The following is a 14150-nucleotide window of genomic DNA, read 5'->3' as shown; positions in this document are numbered from 1 at the left end:
CCGAGAAGTCACTGCGTTGCCACTTCGGCCGACGTAGGTGACGCCTCGACCGACGCGGGCGACGTCTCGCTACTTCAGGGGCTCGGTGGTGATGAGGGCGAGGTAGTCGCGTACGTCGCCGTCCTTGGGGCCCCAGAGCATCAGCGTCTGGCCGTCGACCTCGGCCGAGTAGCCGGTGTCGCCGTCGGAGTCGGACCATTCGGTCCAGGTGTCGGCGACGTCGGTGTCGATGGTGACCTCGTCGCCCTCCTTGGCCTGGGTGTCGACGTTCTTCTGGGCCAGGGCCTGCGCCGAGCGGGCCGAGAGCTCCAGGCCGACGTAAGAGGTCTCGCCCTTGACGAACGACATGGTCCAGGCCGGCTCCTCGCCGCCCTTGTAGGACGGGTCGGTGTTGGCGTACCAGCCCGAGGGCAGCTCGCGCGGGTAGACGACGTCGAGGTCGGCGGCCTCGGCACTGCGTACGGCCTCGGCCCAGTCGGCCTTGTAGGTCTCGTTGGCACCGCTGACCTCGCGCTCGAGGTTGCCACGCCACTGCACGATCAGCACGATCGGGACGACGAGGACGAGCAGGAAGATCATCGACCCGATCAGGGCGCCGAACGTACGCGGGTAGCTGCGCGCCGGGGTCTCCGGCTGCTCGCTTCCCGACTGGTTCGACGGTTGGGCGGGCTGCTGCTGATCGGTGTCGCTCACGCCCTCCATGGTCCCACTCGACCGCGAACGCCGCGAAACCTGGACCAGTCGTTCCGCAGATGAGGACATATAGCGCGAGATTTTTCCGCAGATGCGATACTCCTCCGGTGACCACCTACCGTATCGCCGAAGCCGCCGACCTGCTCGGCGTCAGCGACGACACGGTGCGCCGCTGGATCGACGCGGGACGGATCGAGGCGAGCACGGAGAACGGCCGGGCTGTCATCGACGGCGTCGTCCTGGCCGCGCTGGCCTCCGAGCTGGCCGATGCCCCCAACCCGGACCGGGCGAAGGCGGTCAGCGCCCGCAACCGGATGCTCGGGATCGTCACCAAGACCACCTTGGACACCGTGATGGCCCAGGTGGAGATGGTCTGCGGGCCCTACCGGATCGTCTCGCTGATGAGCGCCGAGGCCGCCATCGAGCTGGGCCTCGAGCCCGGCGTCAGCGCGGTCGCATCCATCAAGTCAACCAACGTCATCGTGGAGCGCCCATGATCATGAACCGTGGAATCGGTGCCGTCGTCGCGGTGGCGGCCGCTCTCGCGCTCGCCGGCTGCGGGAACTCGAGCGCTGGGTCGGAGGACCGGGAGCTGACCGTCTTCGCGGCGGCCTCGCTGACCGACACGTTCACCGAGCTCGCCGAAGAGTTCGAGAAGGACCACCCCGGCGTGAAGGTCACCACCAGCTTCGGCGGCTCCTCAGACCTGGTGGCCCAGATCGAGGACGGCGCCCCGGCGGACGTCTTCGCCTCGGCCGACACCAAGAACATGGACAAGCTGGGCGACCTGGCCGCCGACCCGCAGGACTTCGCCGCCAACACGCTCGAGATCGCCACGCCGCCGGGGAACCCGGCCGGGATCACCGGTTTCCAGGATCTCGCCAAGGCCGGGACAAAGGTCGTGGTCTGCGCGGCCGAGGTCCCCTGCGGCAATGCGACCGCCCAGATGGAGGAGGAGACCGGCGTCGACATCGAGCCGGTCAGCGAGGAGCAGTCGGTCAACGACGTACTCGCCAAGGTCACCTCCGGTGACGCCGACGCCGGGATCGTGTACGTCACCGACGTGACCGCCGCCGGCGACACCGTGACCGGCGTCGAGTTCGAGGAGTCCGACCAGGTCGTGAACACCTACCCGATCAGCGCCCTCGACGGCTCCGACGACGCCGACCTCGCTCAGGAGTTCGTCGACCTGGTGCTGAGCGAGACCGGGCAGAAGGTACTGACCGATGCCGGCTTCAGCCAGCCCTGATCTTCTCGGAACCGCCAGGCGGACGGACCGGCAGAGGGGGGCCGGTCCGTCCGTCGGTATGCCTCGCTGGCTGTGGTTCCCGGCGGCCCTCGCCGCGGCGTTCATCATCGTTCCGCTCGTCGCGATCATCCTCCGCGTCGACCTGGCGAGCTTCCCGGCGCTGATCACCTCGCCGTCCGCGCTGGAGGCGCTCTGGCTCAGCCTGCGCACCGCGGTGGCAAGCACCGCGCTGTGCATCCTCCTCGGCGTACCTCTCTCCACCGTCCTCGCCCGCGCCAGCTTCCGAGGCCAGGGGCTGGTGCGCTCGCTGGTGCTCCTTCCGCTCGTGCTGCCCCCGGTCGTCAGCGGGCTGGCACTGCTCTACACCTTCGGCCGCCGCGGGCTGCTGGGACAGTCGCTGGACCTGGTCGGCATCCAGATCCCGTTCACGACGCTCGCCGTGGTGATGGCGCAGACGTTCGTCGCGCTGCCGTTCCTGGTGATCAGCCTCGAGGGCGCGCTGCGCACCAGCGGCACCCGCTACGAGGCGGTCGCGGCCACGCTCGGCGCCCGCCCGACCACCGTCTTCCGGCGCGTCACCCTCCCCCTGGTCGGCCCTGGCCTGCTCTCTGGGTCGGTCCTGGCCTTCGCTCGCTGCCTGGGCGAGTTCGGCGCCACGATCACCTTCGCCGGCAACCTCCCCGGCGTGACCAGCACGATGCCGCTGCAGGTCTACCTGCTCCGCGTCGACAACCCCGACGCGGCGGTCGCGCTCTCGCTGGTGCTGGTCGTCGTCGCGGTCGCCGTGATCGGCTTCGCCCGCCACGGGAGAGCACTATGAGCTCTCTCCATCTGCGTGCTGTCATCCCCCAGCGCGGCATCGACGTCACCCTCGACGTGGCCGCCGGCGAGACGGTAGCGCTCACCGGCCCCAACGGCGCCGGCAAGTCGAGCATGCTCGGCGTGATCGCCGGACTGCTTCGTCCCGACGAAGGAGAGGTACGCCTCGGCGACCGCATCCTCGACCACACTCCCCCGCACGCCCGCGGGATCGCGCTCCTCGCCCAGGACCCGCTGCTCTTCCCCCACCTTTCGGTGCTGGCCAACGTCGCCTTCGCACCCCGCGCCCGCGGCGTACACCGCCGCCAGGCCAACGAGCTCGCCACCCGCCACCTCACCGAGGTGGGCGCCGAGATGCTCGCCGGGCGCAGACCCACGGAGATCTCCGGCGGCCAGGCCCAGCGCGTGGCGGTGGCCCGGGCCCTGGCCGCGGACCCCGAGCTGCTCCTGCTCGATGAGCCGATGGCATCGCTCGATGTCGACGTACGTCCCGCACTGAGGCAGACGCTGCGCACCGCCCTAGAGGACAGGACCGCCATCATCGTCACCCACGACGCGGCCGACGCCCGTGCGCTCGCCGACCGGGTGGTGGTGATCGAGCATGGTCACATCGTCGAGGACGGCCCCACCGAGCAGGTTCTGAACGACCCGCAGTCGGGTTTCGCTGTGAGGCTTGTCTCTGGATCGATCAAGTGACACCGTGGCCGCTCCACCGCGCCCGGCCGATAGATTGACCCCTATGAACGACACCCAGCCGCTCGGCGTCGCCCCCACCGCTCCTGACCGCAACCTGGCCCTGGAGCTCGTGCGCGTGACGGAGGCAGCGGCGATGGCCGCCGCCCGCTGGGTGGGGCGTGGCGACAAGAACGGCGCCGACGGTGTCGCGGTCAACGCGATGCGAACGATGATCTCCACGGTCGCCATGAACGGCACCGTCGTGATCGGCGAGGGCGAGAAGGACAACGCCCCGATGCTCTACAACGGCGAGAGCGTCGGCGACGGCACCGGCCCCGAGTGCGACGTAGCGGTCGACCCGATCGACGGCACCACCCTGACTGCCAAGGGCATGAGCAACGCCGTCGCGGTGATGGCGGTCGCCCCGCGCGGCAGCATGTATGACCCCAGCGCCGTCTTCTACATGGAGAAGCTGGTCACCGGTCCCGAGGCCGCCGACGTCGTCGACATCCGCCTCCCCGTCGCCGAGAACATCGCCGCGGTCGCCAAGGCGAAGGACACCAAGGCCTCCGACATCACCGTGATCGTGCTCGACCGGCCGCGCCACGACAAGCTGGTCGAGGAGATCCGCGAGACCGGTGCTCGGATCAAGTTCATCGTCGACGGCGACGTCGCCGGCGCCATCTCGGCCGCCCGCGCCGGCTCCGGCGCCGACCTGCTGATGGGCATCGGCGGCACTCCCGAGGGCATCGTCGCCGCGTGCGCGATGAAGGCGCTCGGCGGCACCATCCAGGGCCGGCTGTGGCCCAAGGACGACGAGGAGCGCCAGCGCGCCCTCGACGCCGGCCACAACCTCGACCCCGACTTCGTGCTCCACACCGACGACCTGGTCACCGGCGACGACTGCTTCTTCGTCGCCACCGGCATCACCGACGGCGACCTGATGCGGGGCGTGCAGTACCTCCCCCACGGCGCCATCGTCACCGACTCCCTGGTGATGCGCAGCCGCTCGGGCACGATCCGCAAGGTCACCTCGGAGCACCAGCTCGCCAAGCTCCAGGCGTACAGCGCAATCGACTTCTGATCCTCGCCCGGCGCTTGCGCCGGACCACATGCGCGGCAAGGACCTCCTGGTCCTTGCCGCGCTTCTCGTTGTGCTTCTCGTCGCCGAAGCGACCGTCGGCGGTGCCATTTTGTTGCTATCTTGTGGTGCGACACGAGCATCAATGAGCGTCTCAGGTGTATGTCACTCGGGGAGGCATCAACGTGACGGACCCATTCTTCGCTGCGCTGCACGAGCGTCGCCCGGACGTCGACATCGTGATCCTGCCCCCGGAAGATCCTCCCGAGCCGCTGCCCGAGGCGACGGCTGCTGAGCTGAGCCGCTCGGTGCAGGTGGTCGACGCGACCTTCGCAGCCATCGCCGCACGTGTGCCGGAGCCGACCTCGGACGGGCCGAGGTGGGAGGCGTACAACAGCGAGAACGTACGTCGCTGGGCCCAGCTCGAGGCTCGAGCCGCCGACGGCGACGCGATCCTGGCCGGCCTCGATCAGGCGTTCCGGGACGCGAGGTGGCACTCGACAGTCGCAGTGAAGGCGTTCCATCGATGGACTGCTTCACGAGCGGACGTCCAGGTCGTCGGCACCTGGTCCGAGAGCCATCACGGGCTCGTGGTGACCGTGACCGGCCGGACCCTCCGGCCCCCTGCGAACGTGCGGGAGGCGCTGGTATGACGCTGCACGTCGAACCCGCCAAGGTCCAGTCCACGGCTGCCGCGTGGGATACAGAGAATCTCCATCTCACCGCTGCGGCGAAGCAGATCCACGGTGTCGGTGCAGCTGGTTTCACGCCGAGCGTGGCCAGCCTGGTCGGACAGTTCATCGAGGCGTGGCAGGCGATCGCCACGAAGTCCGCCCGCTCCGCCGAGTCCCAGGCCGACGGGCTGAGGAGCACCGCGATCGGCATCCTCGAGACCGACGCGAAGACCGACATCAACGCATCCTTGGTGCTGAGCACCATCAAGGAGATCCGGTGACCATCACCGTCTCCCTGCCCCCGAGGCCGAGCGAGACGCCCGAGTTCACCGCGGACGGCCAGAAGGTGCAGGAGATCGGGTCCACGCTGCGTACCTCGTCGTCGATCTTCGACGACCACGGCTCGTTCGTCGGCGGAAAGGCCAAGGACTCCGGCCTCCTCGACGGGCAGGCGGCCGCCGCGTACGCACAGGCGCTCAGCCCCATCGGCACGCACGCCGATGCCTGCTCGCTGGCGCTGCGCGCCGCGGCCAACGCCGTCCTCGGCCATGGCGACGACCTGGTCGAACTCAAGAAACGTCATCAGGATCTGAAGGGCGAACGAGAGCGCCTGGCCCGCCAGGTCGACGAGCTCACCGCTCGAGCGAACCCGCTGCCCACCGACGAGGCCGAACTACGGATCCTCAAGTCGGACTGCGACCGCTGCACCGACCAGGTCGAGACGTACGAGTCCGATCTGGTGAAGTGGGCCGAGGACCTCGAGTCCAGCGAGGAGAAGGTCGCGGCCGCACTCCGCGGTGCGATGACCGAGCGGCAGGTCGATCAGAAGTACGCCGGGGCCACCGATCCCGCTGACGCCGCCAGGGACTCGATGCCGTCCGGCAAGGACCCTCAGGCGATCAAGGCCTGGTGGGACGGCCTCACCGACGAGCAACGAGCGGGCATGACCGCCGCGTACCCCGAGATCGTGGGGAACACCGACGGCATCCCGGCGGCTGACCGCAGTGACGCGAACACGATCTCGCTCGACCGTGACCTTGCCGAGCTCGGCGCCATCCCGGAGGACCAGCGCACCGAGGACGAACAGACCCGCTACGACAACGCGAAGGCCGCAGATGTCGCGCGCGACAAGATCGAGAGGTCCAAGGACCCGATGACGGGCGAGAACTACGACGCCCAGGTCTACATCTATGACCCGATGGCGTTTGACGGCGACGGGCGTGTCGCGATGGCAGTCGGCGACCTCGACACGGCGCGCAATGTATCGGTCAGTGTGCCGGGCTTGACCACCGACATGGAGTCGTCCCAGTCGAATGCCGAGGATGTGATCAACCTCCATCAGGCAGCTTCGTTCGAAGGCGGCACCAGCACAGCCACCATGTTCTGGATCGGCTATGACGCGCCCAGCGGAGCCGACTCGGCCGGTGTTGCGGGTGAGGGCATGGCCACCGCCGGCGGAGAGCGGCTCGCCGACACCCTCGACGGCCTCAACGCCATGCGTTCCGACGACTTCCATCTCACCGCCATCGGCCACAGCTACGGCTCGACGACCGTCGCGCACGCGATGACCGACGGCCGCCCTGACGTCGACGACGTCGTCCTGCTGGGCAGCCCCGGAGCCGGCGACGACGCCGACTCCGCCGACGACCTGGGCGTCGGCTCGGGACATGTCTTCGTCGGCACGAACAGCGAAGACCTCGTGGGCCGGCTGGGGCAGACGGGTTGGGTCAGCCCGGCTGCTCTGGGCGCGGGTGTGCTCACCGGCCCCCTCGGTGGCGCCGTCGCCCAGCTGGCCGGTGCCGGCCTCGGCCACAACCCGGCCGAGGACGACTTCGGTGCCGTACGCTTTCAGGCCGAGAGCACCAGCAGGGGGTCGATCCCCAACATCGACGACCACGTCAAGTACTACGACCACGACTCGGAGTCACTCGCCAACATGGCCCACATCGTCAACGGGCAGTACGACGACGTGGTGCGCGCCGGGCAGGTGTACGACCCGTGGTACCGCGACCCGGTCGACCCCGAGAGCGACCGCAGCCCGACCAGCCCGGACACGGACGGCCGATGAGGGCGCGGACCCTGGCCGCCGTGATGGCGACACTGACGATCCTGCTCACCGGAGGATGTGGCGGAGTGAGCGACAAGACCTACTCCGAGCTCGAACAACAGCGAGACGATGTACTCACGTGGGCACGTGAACTGTCGGCCGTTGCCTCGACAACACTTGCCACGTCACCCGAGGACGCAACGGAGGCGTACGACGGCGTGGAGCAGAAGGGGGTTTCGGACAAGTACAAGTCGTACAAGTACGACGTCCAGGCCGACTTCGTCACGGAGCAACAGGACCCGCTCAACGCGCTGCGCGACGAGCTCGAGGAGTTCAGCCCGACGTTCAGCGGGAACTCGCTGCGGCTCTCGCACGGTGACCTGACCGCCCACTTCCAGACCTACCCGAATGCCCCCGGGGCGGTCGGCCTCGTCGTTGAGGGACCCCCGATCGAGATCGACCAGGAAGACATGAGCGACTGGGACGGCTTCGTCGTCGGTGAACCGGTCGACCTGCAATGACGACCCGGTAAAGTTTGCACATGACCACCGCCGCCGAGCCGACCGAGTCCACCGCCTTCCTCCCCGGAGGGGTCGAGCTGGCGTACGACACGTTCGGCAGTCCCAGCGCTGATCCGCTGCTGCTGATCATGGGGCTCGGCGGTCCGATGACCTGGTGGAACACCGAGCTGTGCGAGCAGCTGGCCCGGGCCGGGTTCTACGTGGTCCGCTACGACAACCGCGACATCGGCCACTCCTCGCCGCACCCGTCCGACGAGCGGATCACGCTCGCGAAGCTGGCTCGGGCGTTCGCGGGGCTGCCGACGCAGGCGCCGTACGCGATGGACGACCTCGCCGACGACGCGGCCGCGCTGCTGACCCATCTCGGCATCGACTCCGCGCACGTGTGGGGCGTGTCGATGGGCGGGATGATCGCCCAGACCCTCGCGATCCGCCACCCCGACCGGGTGCGCTCGGTCTGCTCGACGATGTCCACGACCGGCCGTCGCGGCGTCGGCTTCCAGCACCCTACCCTGCTGCCCGCGCTGGTCATCAAGAAGCCCGGCCTGGAGGGCTATATCGAGCGTCAGATCAAGGGCGGCCTCCAGATCGGCTCCCCCGGCTTCCCCGAGCCCGAGGACGAGGTACGCCGGCGGGCGATCGACACCTGGAACCGAGGCGTCAACGGGCCGGCGGTCGCGCGGCAGATGCTCGCCGTCCTCACCCAGCCCGACCGCACCGCGGACCTCGGGCGCATCCAGGTCCCGTTCAGCGTGATCCACGGCCTGACCGACAAGATGGTCCACGTCTCCGGTGGCCGGGCGACCGCCGCGGCCGTCCCCGGCTCGGAGATCACCCTGTTCAAGGGCATGGGCCACGACCTGCCCCGTGCGCTGTGGCCGGCCTTCATCAAGGTCGTACGCCGCACGGCTGACCGAGCCGCCGACCGCACCGTCACCGCGTAGCGGATGCGCGCCACGGTCCCCGAGGGCGAGTCGGGCTCGATGCTCGCGAGGGCGCTCGCGGACGTCGCCGAGCCCATCGAGGACGAGGCGGTGACCGCGAAGCTGCTCGACGCCGCCGCGGAGCAGTTCCGCCAGATCGGGATCAGGCGGACCACCATGGAGGAGGTCGCGAACCGCGCCGGGGTCGCCCGGATCACCGTCTACCGCCGCTTCGCCAACAAGGACGCACTGGTCGAGCAGGTCGTACGCCGCGAGTTCCGGCGCTACTTCGACCAGTTCGTGCTCGACATCGCCGATGCCGCCGACGCCGCTGAGCGGGTGGAGATCGGCTTCGCCAGCGCGATGCGGGCGATCCGAGGCAACCCGCTGATCGGTGGCCTGCTCACCGTCGAGACCGACTCGCTGGTGCACTCGATCGTCGGCGACGGCGGCCGCACGGTGGCCACGATCGCGCGCTTCGTCGCGGGCCAGCTGCGTCGTGAACAGCGGGCCGGCAACGTACCTGCCGACGTCGAGGTCGACCTCGTCGCCGAGCTGATGGTCCGCACCTCGACCTCGTTCCTGGTCACCCCGAGCGAGGTCGTCGACATCGACGACGAGGCGCAGCTGCGCGCGCTCGCCCGGCTCTTCCTGGTCCCCCTGATCGACCCCACGAGCCGCCCGAAATAGCCCCAGATCGCGGCCCGGAGATACCGTGAGCACCATGCACGACCACGGCTCGCTGCCCGCGCTCGGCTGGTCCGAGTTCTTCACCACCTGGAGTCTCCAGCCCGGCTGGCTGCTCGCCGTGGTCATCCTCGCCGCGGGCTATCTCACGCTCCGCAACGCCGCCGGTCCGGCCTCGACGGTCAAGGGCTGGCGGGTGGCGTCGTTCCTGACCGGGCTCGCCCTGATGTACGTCGTGGTCGCCTCGGCCATCAACGGCTACGCGATGGCGCTGGCCTGGATGCACATGGTGCTCCACCTGACGCTGATCATGGTCGTGCCCACGCTCCTGGTGCTCGGGCACCCGCTCACCGTCATCGCCGAGACCGGCCCACGGGCCGAGCGGGCGATGCGCTCGCTCCCGGTCACCATCCTGATCCACCCGGTCACCGGCACCCTGCTCTACTCGGTGGTCATCATCGGCACCCACCTGTCCGGGTTCATGGACTCGATGGCGGAGAGCACGCCGCTGATGGTCGGCGAGCAGGTGCTCTACGTCGTCGCCGGCTTCCTCTTCCTCACCGGCGCGATCGGCGAGGAGAAGGTACGCCCCGACCTGCCCTACCTGGGCCGGATCGCGCTCCTCGTCGTCGGCATGGTGCCGGACACGATCGTGGGGATCGTGATGCTGCAGACCGAGCGCGACCTCTACCCGGTCTACTCCGGCGCCCGGCCCGAGTGGGCGCTCGACGCGGTGAGCGACATCCAGACCGCCGGCGGCCTGATGTGGGCCGGCGGCGACGGCGGCATGATGCTGCTCGCCATCGGCCTGGTCATCGCCGTCGTCTCCTCACCCGAGCGCCGGGCCAAGATGACCGGCCGCTTCCTCGATGGCGTACGCAGCAGCCGGCTCGCCGAGGAGAGCGCCCGCGGAACGACTGAGGGCCCCGCCGAGCCGGGATCCGTGGATCCCGACAGCGACGAGGCCCTCGATGCCTACAACGCGATGCTGGCCAGAATGAACCAGCACCACTGAGTCAGTTGACGCGCAGGCCCGACTCAGTGTCGAAGACGTGGACGTCCTCGGGGTCGGTGGTGACGTAGATCGTGTCGCCCTTGCCGACGTGGTCCTTGGAGGAGACCCGGACGATCAGGGTCGACGGGACACCTTCGACGTCGCTGGTGCCGTAGACGTAGGAGTCGGAGCCCAGCTCCTCGACGACGGTCACCTGCACCGGCAGCCCGCCCTCGCCCTCACCGACGATCCGGAAGCTCTCCGGGCGCACGCCGATGGTGATCTCCTTGGGAAGGTCGGTGGCGCCGACCGGGACGACGTACTCCTCGATCTTGGCGCCGCCGTCGGCGGCGGTGGCCTTGATGAGGTTCATCTGCGGAGAGCCGATGAAGCCGGCGACGAAGAGGTTGACCGGCTTGCGGTAGAGCTCGAGCGGGGTGGCTACCTGCTGCAGCTCACCGTTGTTCATCACCGCGACGCGGTCGCCCATCGTCATGGCCTCGACCTGGTCGTGGGTGACGTAGACGGTGGTGATGCCGAGGTCGGCCTGGAGCTTGGCGATGTCGGTGCGGGTCTGCACGCGCATCTTGGCGTCGAGGTTGGACAGCGGCTCGTCCATGCAGAAGACCTGCGGCTGGCGGACGATCGCGCGGCCCATGGCAACACGCTGGCGCTGACCGCCGGAGAGCGCCTTCGGCTTGCGGTCGAGGTAGTCGGTCAGGCCCAGGGTCTTGGCGGCGTCGGCGACGAGCTTGTCACGCTCGGCCTTCGGGACCTTGGCCATCTTCAGCGAGAACGCCATGTTCTCGGCGACGCTCATGTGCGGGTAGAGCGCGTAGTTCTGGAAGACCATCGCGATGTCGCGGTCCTTGGGGGCCACGTTGGTGACCTCGCGGTCGCCGATCTTGATGGCGCCCGAGTTGACCTCCTCCAGCCCGGCGAGCATGCGCAGGGTGGTGGTCTTACCGCATCCGGACGGGCCGACGAGCACCATGAACTCGCCGTCCTGGATCTCGAGGTCGATGCCCTTGACCGCGGGCTCGTTCGCGCCCGCGTACCAACGCTGCGCCTTCTCAAACGTAACTGTTGCCATGATTCCGTTGTCTCCTTCACCGGCAGGTACGTGCCGGACGATCCGTTGTGAAGTGACCGAGGACACATTTCCTCGGCGGAGACACCATAGCCCAGATCAGTTATCAGCGGGTCAAAGCCCGGCACACAGCTGGTGCGCAACCCTCGTAGGCGTTCAACCTGCGCATCAGGTCGCGGGCGTACGGCTTCGCGTGATCCTCGGCGAAGACGTTGCGGTCCTCCCACGGCCGGTCGTAGCGGTAGAGCTCGTAGGCGTAGTCGGTGCCCTTCCACGACTTGTCCAGGTCGAACCGGACCAGCAGCCCCTGCGAGCCGCGCACCGCGATGTAGGACGGGATGATGTCGATGGTGCCGCCCGAGCCCTTGTCGAGGTCGACCTCGCCGGGATGCGACCTGGCGTAGGTGTGCTCGAAGAAGGCGTACCGCCCACCCGGCAGCCGCGGCCGGCTCAGGGTCTCCGCGAACGAGCTCCCGGAGACGTACGACGGGGTCGGGACGCCCGCGATGTCGAGGAACGTCGGCGCGAGGTCGATGTTGTTGACGAACTGGCTGCGCTTGCCGGGCACCACGTCGGGGCCGACGACGACCAGCGGGACGCGGGTGTCGGAGTCGTACGGAGCACCCTTGCCGCCGTTGAGCTGGTGCTGGCCCAGGTGAAATCCGTTGTCGGAGGTCAGCACGATGTAGGTGTCCTCACCGGCGGCCTCCCGCACCTGGGCGATCATCCGGTCGATCGACTGCACCATCCGGGCGCGGTCGCGGTACTGGCTCAGCGCGGTCTCGTCGCTCAGCGTGACCTTGTTGGTGCGCCAGGCAGGAGCTTGCAACGTACGTCCCCCACGGCCGAGGTAGGTCGGCGCGTTGTCCCAGCGGTCGTCGCCGTAGCCAGCCAGGTCCGTCAGCGTCAGGTCGGCGCACTCGACCCGGCCGCAGTTGCCGCCCGCGGGGTCGCCGGCGGGCGCCTGGTCGGCGAACGCGGGCGGGAACCAGGTGTCCAGGCCCGGGTAGTGGTGGCCGAGGCGTGAGTGGGGCCCGTAGGCGGCGATCTCGAGGAAGTAGGGCTCCTCGTCGTCGCGGTGTTCGTGGATGAAGTCGAGGGCGTAGTCGCGGGTGACGTTGCCGGCGTACCCGGCGTCCTTCACGGCCGTGCTGGCCGAGGTCGGCGGTCGCGGATGGTTGCGCAGCTGCACCGCGCCGTTGCCGTCGAGGAAGGTGCTCTGGTAGCCCCAGCCGCCGTACGCGCCGCCGAGGAGCGCGTTCCAGGAGTCCCAGCCGGGCACCTTGGGCGGCGGGACGCGCTTGCCGTCGGCGCCGAGGGTGGCCTCGTAGGCGTTGATGTACTTGCCCACGAACCCGGTCGTGTAGCCGGCCTCCTGGAGCCCGATGCTGAACTGCTTCTCGAGGTTGCCGTAGCGCTGGAACGCCGCCCAGCCGCCGACCGGGTGCTCCGGGTCGTTCTGGGTGTTGGTGAGCACCTTGGTGTGGTGCGGCGTCTGCCCGGTCAACAGCGCCGCGCGCGAGGGGCAACACAGCGAGTCGATGACGAAGGAGTTCTGGTACGTCGCGCCCTCGGCCGCCATCCTGGTCGCCTCCGGCATCGTGCGGAGCAGCTCCAGGGAGAAGTCGTCCATCAGGATCAGCACCATGTTGGGGCGCTCGTCGGTGGTCGCGGCCAGCTCCGCGGCGTCCTCGACCGGCGCGGCCGACGGGTCGGCCGCGGCAGAGCCGGCGGCGACCGTCTTCGGTCCGAGGACCAGGAGCCCGGCGATCAGGGCCACGACGGCCAGGAGTGCGGCGCCCAGCAGTGCGCTCCACTTCGGCTTCATCCCGAGACTCCTTTGTCTATTATGTAACTACACAATATCTTGTTCAGGTGAGGTTAGTGCCTGAGTTCCAGGCACGACAAAATCGGTCCGCGGAGCGGACCATCCCCCGAGATGTGTTGCTCAGTGCAGCTCGTGCGGCGGCGGCATCCTCAGCTGCCGCGAGCCCTTCGCTTCCTTCAACGGCTTGCGGATGACGGTGACGCCACCCATCAGCGCCAGGCCCTTCACCCGCAGCACCGGACCGCCGGTCGGCTCGATGCCGCGCGGACCGACGTAGCCCCCCATGATCCCGACTCCCTGCATCACGACCTGGACATTGGGGCCGACGGTGATGTTGACCCCGCCCATGATCGCGTTGGCATAGATCACGGTCTCCTGCGCGGAGAACTGCGCCTGACGCATGTCGAGCTCGGCGCCGCCCATCAGGGCGATCACGTTGCCGGTCGCCGGCACCGTCCAGACCCCGCGCCGGTCGACGCCGCTCATGATCGCGACGTAGAGCTGGCTCTCGATCGGGTTGGCGGCGAAGACCGCCGGGCTGTTCCCGGTGGCGGGCTTGGACACCGGGACCGGCGGCGCCGGGGTGCCCACCGCCGGCAGATCGACGGTGATCGGGATCAGGTCGGCGTACGTCTTGGCCTTGAAGGTCGCCTCGAGGCGGTCGTCGAGCTCGTCGATCTCCAGGCGGCCCTCGCCCGCGGCCTCGCGCAGGATGTCGGCCACCTTGTGGCGGTCGGCATCGCTGATCCGGAGGTTCGGATCAGGATTCTGGCCGCGAAATGGCTCGGGGGTCGTTCCCATGGGGCGAATGGTAGTGGGGGTATGGCAGGCGTGCCTCAACACGGTGAAATTTGTTGGCCCCGATGGCA

The 14150-nt window shown here is 69.0% G+C and carries 16 protein-coding genes; 12 read left to right on the top strand and 4 right to left on the bottom strand.

Features of this window, described 5'->3' with window-relative positions; translation table 11 throughout:
- Positions 1 to 69 precede the first annotated feature (69 nt).
- A complete protein-coding gene (locus tag ABTW65_RS17830) occupies positions 70 to 693 on the bottom strand; it encodes a DUF4245 family protein (protein WP_350662413.1) in 624 nt (207 codons plus the stop codon).
- Positions 694 to 800: 107 nt separating this feature from the next.
- Between ABTW65_RS17830 and ABTW65_RS17825 the strand changes: the two genes are divergently transcribed.
- The 12 genes from ABTW65_RS17825 (at position 801) to ABTW65_RS17770 (ending at position 10384) form a co-directional block, all read left to right on the top strand.
- Positions 801 to 1190, top strand: coding sequence for a TOBE domain-containing protein (locus ABTW65_RS17825; protein WP_350662410.1), 390 nt, complete (start codon positions 801 to 803; stop codon positions 1188 to 1190).
- A 2-nt stretch (positions 1191 to 1192) separates the two neighbouring features.
- Positions 1193 to 1942: a molybdate ABC transporter substrate-binding protein gene (modA, locus tag ABTW65_RS17820; RefSeq protein ID WP_350662408.1), complete on the top strand. Its 750-nt coding sequence runs from the start codon at positions 1193 to 1195 to the stop codon at positions 1940 to 1942.
- Positions 1943 to 2000: 58 nt separating this feature from the next.
- Positions 2001 to 2762, top strand: coding sequence for an ABC transporter permease (locus ABTW65_RS17815; protein ID WP_350662406.1), 762 nt, complete (start codon positions 2001 to 2003; stop codon positions 2760 to 2762).
- A complete protein-coding gene (locus tag ABTW65_RS17810) occupies positions 2759 to 3457 on the top strand; it encodes an ATP-binding cassette domain-containing protein (protein ID WP_350662404.1) in 699 nt (232 codons plus the stop codon). Before ABTW65_RS17815 ends, ABTW65_RS17810 begins: the two co-directional genes overlap by 4 nt.
- Positions 3458 to 3500: 43 nt before the next feature.
- Positions 3501 to 4520: a class II fructose-bisphosphatase gene (gene glpX, locus ABTW65_RS17805; RefSeq protein ID WP_350662402.1), complete on the top strand. Its 1020-nt coding sequence runs from the start codon at positions 3501 to 3503 to the stop codon at positions 4518 to 4520.
- A 182-nt stretch (positions 4521 to 4702) separates the two neighbouring features.
- Entirely contained in the window at positions 4703 to 5170 is a 468-nt protein-coding gene (locus ABTW65_RS17800) for a hypothetical protein (protein WP_350662400.1), read from the top strand.
- Complete coding sequence (locus ABTW65_RS17795) at positions 5167 to 5472, top strand: hypothetical protein (RefSeq protein ID WP_350662398.1); 306 nt, start codon at positions 5167 to 5169, stop codon at positions 5470 to 5472. The genes ABTW65_RS17800 and ABTW65_RS17795 overlap by 4 nt, the downstream gene beginning before the upstream one ends.
- Positions 5469 to 7259, top strand: coding sequence for an alpha/beta hydrolase (locus tag ABTW65_RS17790; RefSeq protein WP_350662396.1), 1791 nt, complete (start codon positions 5469 to 5471; stop codon positions 7257 to 7259). Before ABTW65_RS17795 ends, ABTW65_RS17790 begins: the two co-directional genes overlap by 4 nt.
- Complete coding sequence (locus ABTW65_RS17785) at positions 7256 to 7759, top strand: hypothetical protein (RefSeq protein WP_350662395.1); 504 nt, start codon at positions 7256 to 7258, stop codon at positions 7757 to 7759. The genes ABTW65_RS17790 and ABTW65_RS17785 overlap by 4 nt, the downstream gene beginning before the upstream one ends.
- 20 nt (positions 7760 to 7779) lie before the next feature.
- Positions 7780 to 8703, top strand: a complete 924-nt coding sequence (locus ABTW65_RS17780; RefSeq protein ID WP_350662393.1) for an alpha/beta fold hydrolase — start codon at positions 7780 to 7782, stop codon at positions 8701 to 8703.
- A gap of 3 nt (positions 8704 to 8706) precedes the next feature.
- Positions 8707 to 9372, top strand: coding sequence for a TetR/AcrR family transcriptional regulator (locus tag ABTW65_RS17775; RefSeq protein ID WP_350662391.1), 666 nt, complete (start codon positions 8707 to 8709; stop codon positions 9370 to 9372).
- 34 nt (positions 9373 to 9406) lie between these two features.
- Positions 9407 to 10384, top strand: coding sequence for a cytochrome c oxidase assembly protein (locus ABTW65_RS17770; protein WP_350662584.1), 978 nt, complete (start codon positions 9407 to 9409; stop codon positions 10382 to 10384).
- A gap of 1 nt (position 10385) precedes the next feature.
- On the opposite strand, the gene ABTW65_RS17765 is transcribed toward ABTW65_RS17770, so the two are convergent.
- The 3 genes from ABTW65_RS17765 to ABTW65_RS17755 all read right to left on the bottom strand — a co-directional run bounded on the left by ABTW65_RS17765 (position 10386) and on the right by ABTW65_RS17755 (position 14082).
- Positions 10386 to 11456 (bottom strand): ABC transporter ATP-binding protein, encoded by a 1071-nt coding sequence (locus tag ABTW65_RS17765; protein WP_350662389.1) that lies wholly within the window; start codon positions 11454 to 11456, stop codon positions 10386 to 10388.
- Positions 11457 to 11559: 103 nt separating this feature from the next.
- Positions 11560 to 13281, bottom strand: coding sequence for a sulfatase-like hydrolase/transferase (locus ABTW65_RS17760; RefSeq protein WP_350662387.1), 1722 nt, complete (start codon positions 13279 to 13281; stop codon positions 11560 to 11562).
- Between the two features lie 120 nt (positions 13282 to 13401).
- The gene (locus ABTW65_RS17755) at positions 13402 to 14082 is read right to left on the bottom strand and encodes a DUF1707 SHOCT-like domain-containing protein (protein WP_350662384.1); all 681 of its coding nucleotides are present in this window, start codon (positions 14080 to 14082) and stop codon (positions 13402 to 13404) included.
- Positions 14083 to 14150 lie beyond the last annotated feature (68 nt).

Source organism: Nocardioides sp. NPDC127503, from assembly GCF_040302165.1.
Taxonomy (GTDB): domain Bacteria; phylum Actinomycetota; class Actinomycetes; order Propionibacteriales; family Nocardioidaceae; genus Nocardioides.
The sequence above is the reverse complement of the archived record's forward strand: the minus strand, read 5'-3'. Positions and strand labels throughout refer to the sequence as shown.

What these genes read in the sequence shown, in the direction of transcription:
- ABTW65_RS17795 (WP_350662398.1), top strand. Translation starts at nt 5,167, where the DNA reads ATGACGCTGCACGTCGAACCCGCCAAGGTCCAGTCCACGGCTGCCGCG.
- ABTW65_RS17810 (WP_350662404.1), top strand. Translation starts at nt 2,759, where the DNA reads ATGAGCTCTCTCCATCTGCGTGCTGTCATCCCCCAGCGCGGCATCGAC.
- ABTW65_RS17765 (WP_350662389.1), bottom strand. Translation starts at nt 11,456, where the DNA reads ATGGCAACAGTTACGTTTGAGAAGGCGCAGCGTTGGTACGCGGGCGCG.
- ABTW65_RS17770 (WP_350662584.1), top strand. Translation starts at nt 9,407, where the DNA reads ATGCACGACCACGGCTCGCTGCCCGCGCTCGGCTGGTCCGAGTTCTTC.
- ABTW65_RS17760 (WP_350662387.1), bottom strand. Translation starts at nt 13,281, where the DNA reads ATGAAGCCGAAGTGGAGCGCACTGCTGGGCGCCGCACTCCTGGCCGTC.
- ABTW65_RS17755 (WP_350662384.1), bottom strand. Translation starts at nt 14,082, where the DNA reads ATGGGAACGACCCCCGAGCCATTTCGCGGCCAGAATCCTGATCCGAAC.
- ABTW65_RS17785 (WP_350662395.1), top strand. Translation starts at nt 7,256, where the DNA reads ATGAGGGCGCGGACCCTGGCCGCCGTGATGGCGACACTGACGATCCTG.
- modA (WP_350662408.1), top strand. Translation starts at nt 1,193, where the DNA reads ATGAACCGTGGAATCGGTGCCGTCGTCGCGGTGGCGGCCGCTCTCGCG.
- ABTW65_RS17775 (WP_350662391.1), top strand. Translation starts at nt 8,707, where the DNA reads ATGCGCGCCACGGTCCCCGAGGGCGAGTCGGGCTCGATGCTCGCGAGG.
- ABTW65_RS17780 (WP_350662393.1), top strand. Translation starts at nt 7,780, where the DNA reads ATGACCACCGCCGCCGAGCCGACCGAGTCCACCGCCTTCCTCCCCGGA.
- glpX (WP_350662402.1), top strand. Translation starts at nt 3,501, where the DNA reads ATGAACGACACCCAGCCGCTCGGCGTCGCCCCCACCGCTCCTGACCGC.
- ABTW65_RS17815 (WP_350662406.1), top strand. Translation starts at nt 2,001, where the DNA reads ATGCCTCGCTGGCTGTGGTTCCCGGCGGCCCTCGCCGCGGCGTTCATC.